Consider the following 12,952-nt stretch of genomic DNA (forward strand, 5'->3'; position numbering starts at 1 on the left):
TCATCCCTCCTCTATTTGTTTTTTCGTTGGTGTCAATGACTCATTAACGATGGGAACTTTCCTCTTTTTTGCTTGCGCTCTAGTCTTTAGACTGATGAAAGCCCCCACAATGCCCCGTGGATAAAAAATAATAATGAGCGTTAAAAGAGGACCGAATATAAGCATGCGATATTCTTGTAAAAATTGTAGCTGTTGTGAAACCCAAACAATGACAATCGCTCCAGCAACCGGTCCGGCAATGGTACCAATCCCACCTACTAAAAGATACATAAGCAAATCAAACATTACAGACGTATAAGCAATTTCCGGACCAATAAACCGAATCACTGAGGCATACAAGGCCCCAGACATACCTGCAAAAAAAGTAGACAATACAAACGCAAGCAATTTATTTTTCATCGTTGAAACCCCAATTGTTGTCGCTAACTGCTCACTATTTCGAATAGCAATAAATGTTCTTCCCGTTAAAGAATGAACAATTCGATAAATAATCAACAGAGAAAGAAGCATGAAAAACAACACTAAATAATATTGGGAATGTACACTATCAAAAGCAATCGGTCCTATATTCGCTGGTGTAGGGATGCCAATTAAGCCACGAACTCCCCCTGTTAGCCCTTCCCACTTATCAATAACCAAATAAATAATATAACCGACACATAATGTGTAAATAGCGAAAAAGTGTTCCTTTGTTCGTAAAGCAATTAAGCCAACCAATAATCCGATTAGCGAAGTAATCCCTAATGTTAAAACAAAGGCGATCCAATAATTCATTTCAGCCTTAACAGTCAGCAGACCTAGAGAATAAGCCCCAATAGCAAAGAAACCAGCATGTGCTAACGATAAATAGCCTGTATAGCCAGCAAGTATATTTAAACCAGATACGGCAATAACCCATATAAAAGCCGTTGTCATTAAATATAGAAAATAGTCGTTTGGCACAACAGCTGGAAAGATAAGAGAAAGAAGGACAAAGAAAATGATACTGTTTCTTTTGTTGAAGATTGAAGTCATGTATGTCCCCCCTTAACAAATAATCCCGTTGGTTTGATCGTTAAAATCAGCACGAGAAGTATGAAGGCAATAATATCTTTATAATCATTCGAAATATAGGTTGCACCTAAGCTTTCGCTAAATCCTAAAATATAACCACCTAGAATGGCTCCAGGAATACTGCCCATCCCACCCAAAATGATAATGACAAAAGCCTTTAGGATTACTAAGTGCCCCATACCTGGAAAAACAAGATTAATTGGTGAGGCCAGTGAGGAAGCAAGTGCTGCCAGCCCACCTGAGATAAGAAATGTCAGCATCGCCACTTTTGTTGTATTAATCCCAACTAAATTCGCTCCTTCTCGATTTTGCGACATTGCAATAATCGTTGCTCCTGTGAACGTCTTTTTTAAGAACAAATTTAGAGCAATCATAATAACGATTGCAGCGACAATAATTAACAAACGTTGCATTGTAAAGGTTAAGCCGAAAATCGAAACCACTTGGTTATATGGTGTAGGCATCGTTAAATAATCCCCACCCCATACTAATTGGGCAAAGGATTCAAGAAACAAGAGAATTCCAATTGCAGCGATTTTATCATGTAATGGAGGAGCGTTTCTTAGTGGATGAAACACAAACCGCTCCATTAACACACCAAGCAGACCTACAGCCACAACAGCAATAAGAATCGCTAGCCAATAATGAAAGCCGAACTTCGTCATCATCGTAAAGGTCATATACCCGCCCATCATATATAAGGCCCCATGTGCAAAATTAGGAATGTGCAAAATACCATATACTAACGTTAAGCCTAATGCGACCAAACTGTAAACGCTTCCAATGGTTAGCCCATTAAATAACTGTTGTATAAGAATATCCACTTGTTCTCCTCCTTTTCCACCCATCATCTCATTAGGCGTTTTCTAATTTGGACAACTCATCTTCTTGAAGCTTTCTCCAAAGAATTTTGCCGCTGCTTGTAGTCGGAAAACTTTGCTTGAACTCAATAATTCGAGGATATTTATACGCAGCCATATGCTCTTTTGCCCATTGTTTAATTTCACCCTCACTAATTCTACCAACATATTCATCTTGTAAAATGACGAAAGCCTTCACCGTTTCTCCTCTTCTTGCATCCGGGACACCGACAACACATGCTTGTTTAACAGCTGGATGTTTATAAAGAAACGATTCAATTTCGGTCGGCCATACTTTATAGCCGGACGCATTAATCATTCGTTTTACACGATCAACAATGAAAAAGTACCCTTCCTCGTCATAACGACCGATATCCCCTGTTCTAAAAAAGGACTTGCCATCCAGCTCAATAAAAGCGTGTTTATTTTCTTCTTCACGGTTATAATAGCCAGTCATAATTTGTGGTCCATGTGTAACGATTTCTCCTACTTCATTTGCACCAAGCTCTTTCCCCGTCGCAGGATCGATAATTCTTGAATCCACATCGAAAGTTGGCACACCTAAACATTGGAGCTTTGGTCGATCTGGCGGATTAACATGTGTCTGGGCAATCGTTTCAGATAGTCCATACCCTTCTACAAATCGAATACCCGTTAACTCCAACAATTTTTGACCTATCGCTTCTGGTAAAGTTGCACCACCGCCTGAAATAGAGAGGAAAGAAACTACATCTTCAGCCCTCAAATTTGGATTCGATAAAAAATCGACCAACATCGTACTAATCGTCACCCAATGCGTACATTTATACAATCGAATGAATTCAAGCGCATGCTCACGATCCCATCTCGTCATAATGACAATCGTACTTCCCGTATAAATAGGCGTATGCATACTTTGAACCATTCCTGTTACGTGAAAGAGAGGAAGCGTCATTAAATGAACTGTATTGGGTGTTGGTCTGGAAAAATGAAATGAACCGAGAATATTGGCTTGAACCGTTTTATTCGGATGCATACACCCTTTTGGCAAACCTGTGGTGCCAGACGTATAAGGGATTACCGCTAAACTATTCGCATCTACTGTATGAGCAGTTGGTACATAATTAGCTGCAATGGCATCCTGCCAGTAAACATGCTGATTTCCCTCAAAGCTTTTTCGCGGCTCTGCTACTTCTTTTGGCAAACGAATCACTTCGTTAGCCGTGAGATAATCTGAATAAGCTGCAATAACAAGATTGTTTAATGTTGTAGATTGTAATAAAGGAGCTACTTGATCATAGAGTTCTTGACCGATGATGGCCGTTTGAATCTCACAATCTTTTATATAAAATTCAAGCTCTGAAGCCGTTAACATAGGGTTAATCGGAACAACAACGGCATCTGCACGATTAATAGCATAGTACGCAGCAATAAACTGAGGAGAATTTTGCATAAATAGCAATACTTTCTCACCCTTTTGCACTTCAAATGCTTGTTGCAAAAAACCCGCTAAAGCAATTACTTCATCATGCAATGTTTTATAGGTTATGGTAGTTCCATAAAAAATTAACGCCGTTTTATCTGGATATCTTTTAGTAGTAACAGAGAGGTTATCGTACAGAGAAGTTTGTGGCAAGGTTAATGAGGTCGGAATTCTTGGCCAAAATTTGTAATGATTAGTAAGCATCTTCATCGCTCCCTTTTCATGAAATGATGCAGCAAATCTAAAGAAAGAACCCCTATATAGTGTATTCCATATCGTTACGTGCTCGGATTAATAAACTGATTATTGGATTCATATTGTTTAAGTCCCTCATATAACGCATCGGGTACGGCTACAGATTGTTTATTTTGATGATTAAAACAGACGACAACTGATTGTGCCTTCGCAACGAGGCCTCGGGTCGCTCGATCAATAATTTGATGCTGCAGTGTATAGCTTTTCGTCCCAATTTTACTGACAGTTGTCTCAACCTGTAATATTTGGCCAAAGAATACCTCTTGTAAAAAATCACAATAACAAGAGGCTAAAACAAAACTCATCTGCTGTTCACCGCTACCAAAGCCTACTGCATCAAAGAACTGTGACCTTGCATCATCTAGATAAATGTAATAACTCGTATTACTTACATGTCCAGAAGCATTCGTCTCGGACATGCGAATATGAATATCGATAATATGTGAATTCATAAAAACCTCACCTCCTTACTAAGGAAATCTCTATTTACCGTTTAATGCCGTTTAAGATGACATCTAAATAAAGTTTCGCTAATTCTTCAACAGATACTTCACCTTCAGGATTATACCAATAGTAACCCCAATTCGTAATTCCCAGCATACCTAGAGTGATTAAATTCAGATGTACATTTTCTTTAAATTCCCCATTCTTCATGCCATCTTCCAAAATTTTTTGATAATTCAGACGGAAGCGATCGCGCATTTGTTTAATTTCTTCTATATGCTCCTCCTTGATATTTCTTATTTCTCGAAAAAAGATACGCGCTTCATTTCGTTCTCTTTCAATTCGGTCGAGAAGCATATAGATAATATCATGTAATTTCTCTGTATTTGTTTTCATTGGATGATGAATGATTTCTTCTTGATGCTGCACAAGATTTTCAATATAAGCTAAGCAAATAGCTTTTAATAATTCTTCTTTGCTAGAATAATAATAATAGAATGTTCCCTTCGTTACACCAAGTGAATCAACGATATCTTGAATAGAAGTTTCTCGATATCCTTTTTGGTCAAAAAGAGTGAGGCTTGTTTGAAGTATTTTATCTTTCATACGTATTTGTCCTCTCATTTAGCAGAATTTTTTACCATTATAACATACAAATATAAGGCTCTACTTTCTACTAAATAACGTACGAATTCACGCTATTCTCTTTCAATAATCGTCGCAATCCCCTGACCGCCGCCAATACATGCTGTAATTAATGCATACTTCCCTTGGCTTCTCCTTAATTCATAGATAGCCTTAGTTGCTAGAATAGCTCCTGTTGCTCCTAGTGGATGACCATGAGCAATCGCTCCTCCATTGACATTGACTTTCTCCGGGTTCATCTGAAGCTCTCGATCACAGGCAATAACTTGCGCTGCAAACGCCTCATTAATTTCGATTAAATCGATATCATCCAGTACTAATTTTGATTTTTCAAGTACCTTTTGTGTAGCCGGAACAGGACCAATTCCCATAATATTCGGATCCACGCCTGCTACAGCATATTCACGAATCGTTGCAAGCGGGTTAAGACCTAAATGTTCAGCTTTTTCTCGAGACATGATAACAAGCGCTGAAGCCGCATCATTTAAACCCGAACTACTTCCGGCTGTGACCGAACCACCTTCAAGAAAAGCGGGAGAAAGTTTTGCTAAAGCGTCTAGTGTCGTTTGCGGTCTTGGATGTTCATCACGATTAAAAATAGTCAGCTCTCCCTTCCTATTCGGAATCCCAATGGCCACAATTTGCTCATCAAAGCGTCCTTCCTGCATAGCCGCTGCCATTCGTTGCTGACTACGAAGAGAAAAAGCGTCTTGTTCTTCTCTCGTAATCTCGTATTTCTTCACAAGATTTTCAGCTGTAATGCCCATAGGCGGATCTCCTATCTCTTTCGGTGAAAGCTGTGATTTACGAAAAGCAGGCGGAGCAGCACTATAGGCCTTTGTTGGTCGATTCATCAAGTATGGAGCTTGGCTCATGCTTTCTGTACCACCAGCGATATAAATATCTCCATCTCCTGCGCGAATCGCTTGCGCTGCCAAATTGATGGCATTAAGACCGGAACCACACTGGCGATCAACTGTAATACCTGGTAGTTCAAGCGAAAGCCCAGCTTGCAAAGCCGTTAGTCGTGCAATATTCCCTCCACCGCTCAATACATTTCCCAAAATGACATCATCAATCATATCTGGAGTAATATTCGCTCGTTTAATTGCTTCTTTCAGTACCTCTGCCCCAAAAACATGGGCTGGAACCGTTGCAAGCGCACCTCCTTGACGACCAATAGCTGTACGGACAGCTGATACAATAACCGCATCTCTCTTCATTTTTTCCCTCCTCCTTTTAGGTAGCATTTGTACCGCCATCTACGACAAGAATTTCACCAGTAATAAAATCAGAAGCTTTAGAAGCTAGAAATACAGCGGCTCCTTTTAAATCATTTTCTGTACCAAATTTTCGAAGTGGTGTTCCTTCTAAAAATTGTTCGGAGCCCTTTTCCATCGTTACTTTAGACATTTGCGTTGGAAAAAATCCTGGGGCAATAGCATTTACATAAATCCCGCGCGGTCCCCATTTCACTGCTAAATCTTTCGTAAATGTAATGACGGCACCTTTACTAGAATTATAGCCAATCGTATCCATCAACTTTGGATTGCTTCCTTTTAATCCGGCTACAGAAGCGATATTAATAATCTTTCCATATTGTTGCTCTAACATCACTTTTCCAACAGCTTGTGACATTAAGAATGTTCCAGTAACATTTGTATTCATTACTTTTTGCCAAGCAGAAAGCGGCATTTCTTCCACGGGAGCTCCCCATGTTGCTCCGCTATTATTGACTAAAATGTCAATTCGTCCAAACTTCTCAAGCGTTTTTGCAACAAGATTTTCAATGTCTTCAGGATTCGTAATATCACATTTCAACGCCAGTGATTCTACCCCCATTTTTTTCAAGTGTTCACTTACTTCCATACAGGCCGCTTCTTTTCGCGAACAAACAACAACATTTGCTCCTGCCTCAGCAAAACCTTCTGCTATTTGCTTTCCGAGTCCGCGACCACCACCAGTTACGACTGCTACTTGTCCTGTTAAATCAAACAATTCTTTTACATGCATCTTTCGTTCCTCCTTTATTTAACGGTATTTTTGCAGTTCATATTTGGCTATTGCTCTACGATGAACTTCATCTGGACCATCTGCTAATCGTAATGTTCGAATATTGGCGTAGCTTGCTGCTAAAGTGAAATCATCACTTACACCAGCACCACCTAGTGCTTGAATTGCACGATCAATTACCTTTAAAGCCATATTGGGAGCGACGACTTTAATCATTGCAATTTCTGCTTTGGCCTCTTTATTTCCAACTGTATCCATCATATAAGCCGCTTTCAATGTAAGAAGTCTCGCTTGTTCAATTTCAATCCTGGATTCGGCAATCCACTCTTGAATAACACCTTGCTCAGCTAGTTTCTTACCGAAAGCCTGTCGATTTTCTACTCGTTTACATAGTTCTTCTAACGCTCTTTCGGCGGCACCAATTGTTCGCATACAATGATGAATCCGGCCAGGTCCTAATCGACCTTGAGCAATGGCAAATCCTTTCCCCTCATCCCAAATCATATTGGAGGCAGGCACCCTTACATTTTTATACTCAATTTCTGCATGACCATGTGGAGCATGATCATAACCGAAAACAGGTAACATTCGTTTAATCGTTACTCCTTCTGTATCTAAAGGTACAAGAATCATTGACTGCTGCTCATATTTATTCGCTTTCGTATCACTTTTACCCATAACAATCGCAATTTTGCAGCGCGAATCTCCTGCACCCGATGACCACCATTTTGTTCCGTTAATGACATATTCATCACCCTCACGAACAATACTCGTGCGAATATTCGTCGCATCTGAAGAAGCGACATCAGGCTCTGTCATCGAAAAACAAGAACGAATTTCACCATTTAGTAAGGGATGGAGCCATTGTTGCTTCTGTTCTTCTGTCCCATAGCGGACGAGCACTTCCATATTTCCTGTATCAGGGGCCGCACAGTTGAACACTTCAGACCCAATGCTAGAGCGACCCATTATTTCACAAAGAGGGGCATATTCCAAATTCGTTAATCCTGCCCCATATTCACTGTCAGGTAAAAATAAATTCCATAAGCCTTGATCTTTCGCTTTTTGTTTTAGCTCTTCCATAATCGGGGGCGTTTTAGCAAAACGATTATGCGGATCTAATTGTTCCTTATATAATCGTTCATTGGGATACACATAATCGTCCATAAAACGCAATAGTTTTTGTTCGTATTGCTTCACCTTATCTGAATATGTGAAATTCATCATAAACACACCCTTTTATGATTTTTAATTAATACTAACTAGTCAGTATGTTAGTTCATGTTTTATTTCAATTGACTAGTCTTATGCTTATCTATCTGTCTATAATCTATTATGTAACTGTGATGGCTCTTTGTTAGAGAACCATCACTTTTGTATCCGTTTACAATTCATACAGAGCATACATCACTTCTCCTGCTATCACATCTTCTCCATGTTGATTGACAGCTCTAACTTGGAACCGCAATGCTTGTGGTGATTTTTCAGCTAACGTAGCCTGTAAGCGAATCACATCATGTAGAAATACCATACCTTTAAATCGAATCGAGAAGGTTTCAATAAATCCTTCCTCATAATATGAGGTGAATAACTTGGATAAATTGCCCATGGTCCACATACCGTGAGCAATGACCCCTGGTAACCCCGTCGCTTTCGCTTCTTCATCAATCGTATGAATCGGATTGTAATCTCCAGAAGCTCCTGCATATTTAATTAAATCTAACCGTGATACAGGCTCTAATTGGATATCGGCTAACGTTTCCCCGACTTCTAATTGTTGAAGTAACGTCATACAGAAATCTCCTTTCGAACCGTTTCTGTAATAATAACCACTTGCTTAGCTTTAAATAGAAATTCACCATTACGGTCTTCACCGGTATTGTGTAACACTAAAAAGCCCATTTTTCCGTTTTTCCCAGATTTCTCGTAATAATCCATAATCTCTGTATAGCAATATACTTCTTCCTCTACTAATAACGGGCGTTTGAACGTATATGTTTGTTCACCATGAATTAATCCTTTTGCTGGAAGGTTTAATCCATCAATCGTTCCATAGTCGAACACTCGTGAAAAAGTGGGCGGGGCAATATTTTGTTTGTACCGAGATTTTCTTCCTGTTTCCTCATCTATATAAATAGGATGAAGATCTCCAATCGCAGCAGCAAACTTCTTTACCGCTCCTCTTTCAACTCGATTTTTCACTTTATCCGAGCATGCACCAATAAATGATTGAAACATCTATATCCCTCCCTTATGTTTTTGGTCCCCCAGCTACATAAATCACTTGGCCATTCACAAAAGAGGATTTTTCATCTGCAAAGAAAGCGACAGCGTTAGCAATATCAGCTGGTCGGCCACTTCGACCAACCGGAATATTAGCCACACTTGCTGAAACGAGTTCATCAAAGGAAATACCAATCCGGCTTGCGGTTTCTTTTGTCATATCTGACTCAATGAAACCAGGTGCAACAGCATTAGCTGTAATCCCGAATTTACCTAATTCTATTGCTAACGTTTTCGTAAATCCTTGTAAACCCGCTTTTGCCGTTGCATAGTTTGCTTGTCCACGGTTACCAAGTGCAGAAGTAGAAGAGATATTAATAATTCGGCCATATTTATTTTGAACCATATACTCTTGAACAGCTTGAGTCGCATTAAATGCGCCTTTTAAATGAACATCCATAACGGTTTGCCAATCAGAATCAGTCATTTTAAATAATAGATTGTCGCGAATAACACCCGCATTATTCACTAAAATATCAACCGAACCATATAAGTCATATACTTCTTTGACAGCCGCTTTCACTTGCTCTGAATCTACGACATTCGCAACCTTCGCATAAATCGTATAGCCTTTTTCTTTAAACTCATTCGCAGTGGACATTAACGCCTCTTCATTCACATCAATGACAGCTACAATTGCTCCTTCTTCAGCAAATTGCTCAAGCACTGCTTTCCCAATTCCCCTGCTGCCTCCTGTAATAAAAGCGACTTTCCCTTCAAATCGTTTACTCATCTGAACTCTCCCCCTTTGTTTTAGACGTACTGACCTACTTTCACATGACCTTTTAATAAATTTCTTGAAATAACAAGACGTTGAATTTCATCTGTTCCGTCATATATTCTCCACAATCTCGCTTCACGGTACCAACGTTCAATTGGCAATTCCTTTGTATACCCCATGCCTCCATGAATTTGCAGTACGCGGTCTACGACTCGATTTCCCATATTCGCCCCATATAATTTGGCCATCGAAGCTAAATGACGATTATCCTCTCCTTGGTCCAACGTAAACGCTGCATTTAAAACTAACCATTTAGCCGCTTCAATCTCAACTGCCGAATCAGCAATTTTCCATTGAATTGCTTGTCGATCAGCAATTGGTTTACCGAATGTATATCTTTCTTGTGAATAATCAATAGCCATTTGTAACAGTCGTTCTGCTGTTCCAACCGCACGGGCCCCTACAATCCAGCGAGCAAAACCAATCCATTCTAAACCTAATTTGTAGCCGCCATGCAATTCACCTAAAATATTCTCTTCAGGTACTCGTACATTATCAAATACTAAACCAGCAGGTCCCCAGTCGCCCATTGTATGAATATATTCCGATTTCCAGCCCATATCGCGATCTACAATAAAACAGGTTACTCCATCGCGTCCTGTTTTCGCGTGTTTTTCTTTATCTGTAATCGCAATAACCATAACAAAATCTGCTTCATTCCCACCTGTGATAAACGTTTTTTCTCCGTTCAATACCCACTCATTTCCATCTTTAACAGCCGTCATCTTAATCCCTCTTGTATCGGATCCTGCATCTGGTTCTGTCATCGCAAAGCATGATTTTTTCTCTCCATTAATCGTTGGAAGTAAATACTTTTTCTTTTGTTCTGCGTTGGCATAATATAAAATATTATCCGCCGAACCTCCAAATGTGAAAGGGACAAATGTTTTCGATACTTCCATATAAACAAGCGCCATCATCATTTGTCCAAGATCCGCCCCGCCATATTCCTCGGGTGTATTAATTCCCCAAAAACCAGCTTCTTTCGCCTTTAATTGAAGCTCTTTTAATTTCTCAGGAGCTAAGGAAGGTTTCCCTTCTCTTTCATTTCGAAGTACATCATTTTCTAATGGAATAAGCTCCTTTTCAACAAATTTTCGAATCGTCTTTTGAACCATCTTTTGTTCATCTGATAAACGTAAATACATATGATCAGCTCCTATTTTTTATTTTTCTCAAGAGATAGGCTTACTTCACAATATGTTGTTCTTCTGCGATGACTCTAAAATCATTGGTAAGAACCGGAACAGTAGGGATTATTCCCTCGCTTGCCACAAAGTTTATTTCATCTTGCAGCCCGTATTGTTTCAACAGTTTTCCTACTCGAGATTGATTCAACAATGAGCTCCCATTCTTAGGCGAATGTGTATAAAAAGCTAAGGCAGCCTGTGCAGCATCGGAAAGCTCCCACTTCATTTGTTTTTGTTGAAGGAGCTCATATAGAAAATAACCCGCTCCATAAAAATCTTCTAAACAAAATTCATTTGATGAGCCAGAGCAGACGACAATAATTGTTTCATCATGTAACGCAGCAGCAAGTCTATTGGCGACGGCTTGCCCATTTAACAAAGAACAAATGTACACCTTTTTTGCGGATGAACTTTTTCGAATGGCAACGGTTCCATTTGTTGTTGATAGGATCAGCGACTTTTGAAAAAGTGACGATTGCAGCTGCAAAGGATGTGGACCTAGAAAACCGTCAATCACTTTCCCTTCATATTCCCCTGCTAAAATGCAGCTATCATCTTTTCGTTTATTTGCTTCGAATAGCGCCTGTTCCGCATTTAATACCGGAATCACTTCTTTTGCTCCATGATAGAGGGCTGATGTAATCATTGATGTAGCTAGCAGTACATCAAATACAACAGCAATTTTATTGTCGGCCATTTTCGCACAATCAATTTCTTCTTTTTTCATTAATAAGTGAATTTTTGTCAAACGTGCACCCCCTTATTCTTCAGTAGAAATATTAATGGCATGTTGAATAATACTGTTCACAGTTCGATGAAGATGCTCGAATCTCGGATCATTCGTTTGTCCTTTATAGTAGCGATAAAAAATCTGCTGACAAATGACGGCTAATTTGAAATACGCAAATGTTAAGTAAAAATGAATATTGCTTACATCTCGTCCACTCTTCTTCGCATATAATTCGATAAATTCATGACGAGTGAGAAAACCATCTTGAACCGTAATCGGCGTTTTTCCCAATCCTTGAATTAATAAATCCGGATCATCTGCCTGTGTCCAATAGCTCATCGCTGCACCAAGATCCGCTAAAGGATCACCAACTGTGGACATTTCCCAATCAAATAAACCAATCATTGAAGTTAAATCTTCGGAAAACATCGCATTATTAAATTTATAATCGTAATGGATAATCGTAGCAGTAGAAGGGGTTGGAATTTCTTTAACAAGCCATTTTTGAAGCTGTTCAACTCCTTTAATATCATGAGTTTTAGCTCGTTCATATCGAGCAATCCAGCCATGTACTTGTCGTTCCATAAACCCATTAGGTCGGCTAATTTCAATAAGGTGTGTTGTTGTGTAATCAATATTGTGAAGGGTAACTAGTTGATCTACCATCATCTTAGATAGCGATTGACGTAGTTTGGCAGTAGATTGAATATGTGACGGAAATTGTGAATCAATTACAATGCCTTTTTTTCGTTCCATAATAAAAAATGGGCTACCGACAATTGAATCATCTACAGAAAAGAGGTAAGGTTTTGGAGCTAATGAATAAATCGGATGAATTTCAGACAAAATTCGAAATTCTCTCCCCATATCATGGGCCTTCGGAGCAACTGGACCTTTAGGCGGCCGACGTAAAACGGCTTCCCACTCTCCTATTTTTAAACAGTATGTAAGATTCGATAGTCCTGTTCCAAACTGTTCAATTATTAAAGTTTCATCCGGCAGTTTATCTAGATGTTTTCTCAAGAAGGTTTCCAGTACATGAGCGTTTAATTCTTCGCCCTTTCGTACTGGCTTTGTATCGATGATTTTATGACTCATCCATTTTCCCTCCTATTCTATTTGAATCCGCTTTCATTAACTAACTAACCGGTTGGTATGTTATAGATTTATTGTACAATAGATACATGAAAAATTTCAAGTGTTTTCCATTTTTATTTTTTCGCACAATAAAAATGA

14 protein-coding genes are annotated in these 12,952 nt (G+C 39.2%); all 14 read right to left on the reverse strand.

Features of this window, described 5'->3' with window-relative positions; genetic code table 11:
- A complete protein-coding gene (locus tag V7068_RS14655; RefSeq protein ID WP_499713396.1) occupies positions 1 to 1,014 on the reverse strand; it encodes a branched-chain amino acid ABC transporter permease in 1,014 nt (337 codons plus the stop codon).
- A complete protein-coding gene (locus V7068_RS14660; protein WP_127759865.1) occupies positions 1,011 to 1,877 on the reverse strand; it encodes a branched-chain amino acid ABC transporter permease in 867 nt (288 codons plus the stop codon). Before V7068_RS14660 ends, V7068_RS14655 begins: the two co-directional genes overlap by 4 nt.
- A 31-nt stretch (positions 1,878 to 1,908) precedes the next feature.
- Positions 1,909 to 3,579, reverse strand: a complete 1,671-nt coding sequence (locus tag V7068_RS14665) for a long-chain fatty acid--CoA ligase (RefSeq protein ID WP_499713397.1) — start codon at positions 3,577 to 3,579, stop codon at positions 1,909 to 1,911.
- A 74-nt stretch (positions 3,580 to 3,653) separates the two neighbouring features.
- On the reverse strand, positions 3,654 to 4,082 hold the full coding sequence (locus V7068_RS14670; protein ID WP_499713398.1) for an acyl-CoA thioesterase: 429 nt from the start codon (positions 4,080 to 4,082) through the stop codon (positions 3,654 to 3,656).
- A 34-nt stretch (positions 4,083 to 4,116) separates the two neighbouring features.
- Positions 4,117 to 4,680 carry a TetR/AcrR family transcriptional regulator gene (locus V7068_RS14675; protein WP_499713399.1) on the reverse strand — a complete coding sequence of 188 codons (564 nt, stop codon included), beginning with the start codon at positions 4,678 to 4,680 and terminating at the stop codon, positions 4,117 to 4,119.
- 92 nt (positions 4,681 to 4,772) lie between these two features.
- Positions 4,773 to 5,942, reverse strand: coding sequence for a thiolase family protein (locus V7068_RS14680; RefSeq protein ID WP_499713400.1), 1,170 nt, complete (start codon positions 5,940 to 5,942; stop codon positions 4,773 to 4,775).
- A 16-nt stretch (positions 5,943 to 5,958) separates the two neighbouring features.
- On the reverse strand, positions 5,959 to 6,732 hold the full coding sequence (locus tag V7068_RS14685) for an SDR family oxidoreductase (RefSeq protein ID WP_499713401.1): 774 nt from the start codon (positions 6,730 to 6,732) through the stop codon (positions 5,959 to 5,961).
- An 18-nt stretch (positions 6,733 to 6,750) separates the two neighbouring features.
- Entirely contained in the window at positions 6,751 to 7,956 is a 1,206-nt protein-coding gene (locus V7068_RS14690) for an acyl-CoA dehydrogenase family protein (protein WP_499713418.1), read from the reverse strand.
- A gap of 160 nt (positions 7,957 to 8,116) precedes the next feature.
- Positions 8,117 to 8,524, reverse strand: a complete 408-nt coding sequence (locus tag V7068_RS14695) for a MaoC/PaaZ C-terminal domain-containing protein (RefSeq protein WP_499713402.1) — start codon at positions 8,522 to 8,524, stop codon at positions 8,117 to 8,119.
- Positions 8,521 to 8,970, reverse strand: coding sequence for a MaoC family dehydratase N-terminal domain-containing protein (locus tag V7068_RS14700; RefSeq protein WP_499713403.1), 450 nt, complete (start codon positions 8,968 to 8,970; stop codon positions 8,521 to 8,523). Before V7068_RS14700 ends, V7068_RS14695 begins: the two co-directional genes overlap by 4 nt.
- Before the next feature lie 13 nt (positions 8,971 to 8,983).
- Positions 8,984 to 9,748, reverse strand: a complete 765-nt coding sequence (gene fabG, locus V7068_RS14705; protein WP_127759858.1) for a 3-oxoacyl-ACP reductase FabG — start codon at positions 9,746 to 9,748, stop codon at positions 8,984 to 8,986.
- A gap of 20 nt (positions 9,749 to 9,768) precedes the next feature.
- Complete coding sequence (locus V7068_RS14710; RefSeq protein ID WP_252290311.1) at positions 9,769 to 10,944, reverse strand: acyl-CoA dehydrogenase family protein; 1,176 nt, start codon at positions 10,942 to 10,944, stop codon at positions 9,769 to 9,771.
- 40 nt (positions 10,945 to 10,984) lie between these two features.
- Positions 10,985 to 11,734 (reverse strand): 2-phosphosulfolactate phosphatase, encoded by a 750-nt coding sequence (locus V7068_RS14715; RefSeq protein ID WP_499713404.1) that lies wholly within the window; start codon positions 11,732 to 11,734, stop codon positions 10,985 to 10,987.
- A gap of 12 nt (positions 11,735 to 11,746) precedes the next feature.
- Positions 11,747 to 12,814, reverse strand: coding sequence for a phosphotransferase family protein (locus V7068_RS14720; RefSeq protein ID WP_499713405.1), 1,068 nt, complete (start codon positions 12,812 to 12,814; stop codon positions 11,747 to 11,749).
- Positions 12,815 to 12,952: the final 138 nt, after the last annotated feature.

Source organism: Bacillus sp. JJ634, assembly GCF_036962285.1.
GTDB lineage: Bacteria > Bacillota > Bacilli > Bacillales > DSM-1321 > Peribacillus > Peribacillus asahii_A.

Coding starts and splice junctions, on each gene's coding strand:
- V7068_RS14670 (WP_499713398.1), bottom strand. CDS start 4,082: ATGAATTCACATATTATCGATATTCATATTCGCATGTCCGAGACGAAT.
- V7068_RS14690 (WP_499713418.1), bottom strand. CDS start 7,956: ATGAATTTCACATATTCAGATAAGGTGAAGCAATACGAACAAAAACTA.
- V7068_RS14665 (WP_499713397.1), bottom strand. CDS start 3,579: ATGCTTACTAATCATTACAAATTTTGGCCAAGAATTCCGACCTCATTA.
- fabG (WP_127759858.1), bottom strand. CDS start 9,748: ATGAGTAAACGATTTGAAGGGAAAGTCGCTTTTATTACAGGAGGCAGC.
- V7068_RS14695 (WP_499713402.1), bottom strand. CDS start 8,524: ATGACGTTACTTCAACAATTAGAAGTCGGGGAAACGTTAGCCGATATC.
- V7068_RS14710 (WP_252290311.1), bottom strand. CDS start 10,944: ATGTATTTACGTTTATCAGATGAACAAAAGATGGTTCAAAAGACGATT.
- V7068_RS14675 (WP_499713399.1), bottom strand. CDS start 4,680: ATGAAAGATAAAATACTTCAAACAAGCCTCACTCTTTTTGACCAAAAA.
- V7068_RS14700 (WP_499713403.1), bottom strand. CDS start 8,970: ATGTTTCAATCATTTATTGGTGCATGCTCGGATAAAGTGAAAAATCGA.
- V7068_RS14655 (WP_499713396.1), bottom strand. CDS start 1,014: ATGACTTCAATCTTCAACAAAAGAAACAGTATCATTTTCTTTGTCCTT.
- V7068_RS14680 (WP_499713400.1), bottom strand. CDS start 5,942: ATGAAGAGAGATGCGGTTATTGTATCAGCTGTCCGTACAGCTATTGGT.
- V7068_RS14685 (WP_499713401.1), bottom strand. CDS start 6,732: ATGCATGTAAAAGAATTGTTTGATTTAACAGGACAAGTAGCAGTCGTA.
- V7068_RS14720 (WP_499713405.1), bottom strand. CDS start 12,814: ATGAGTCATAAAATCATCGATACAAAGCCAGTACGAAAGGGCGAAGAA.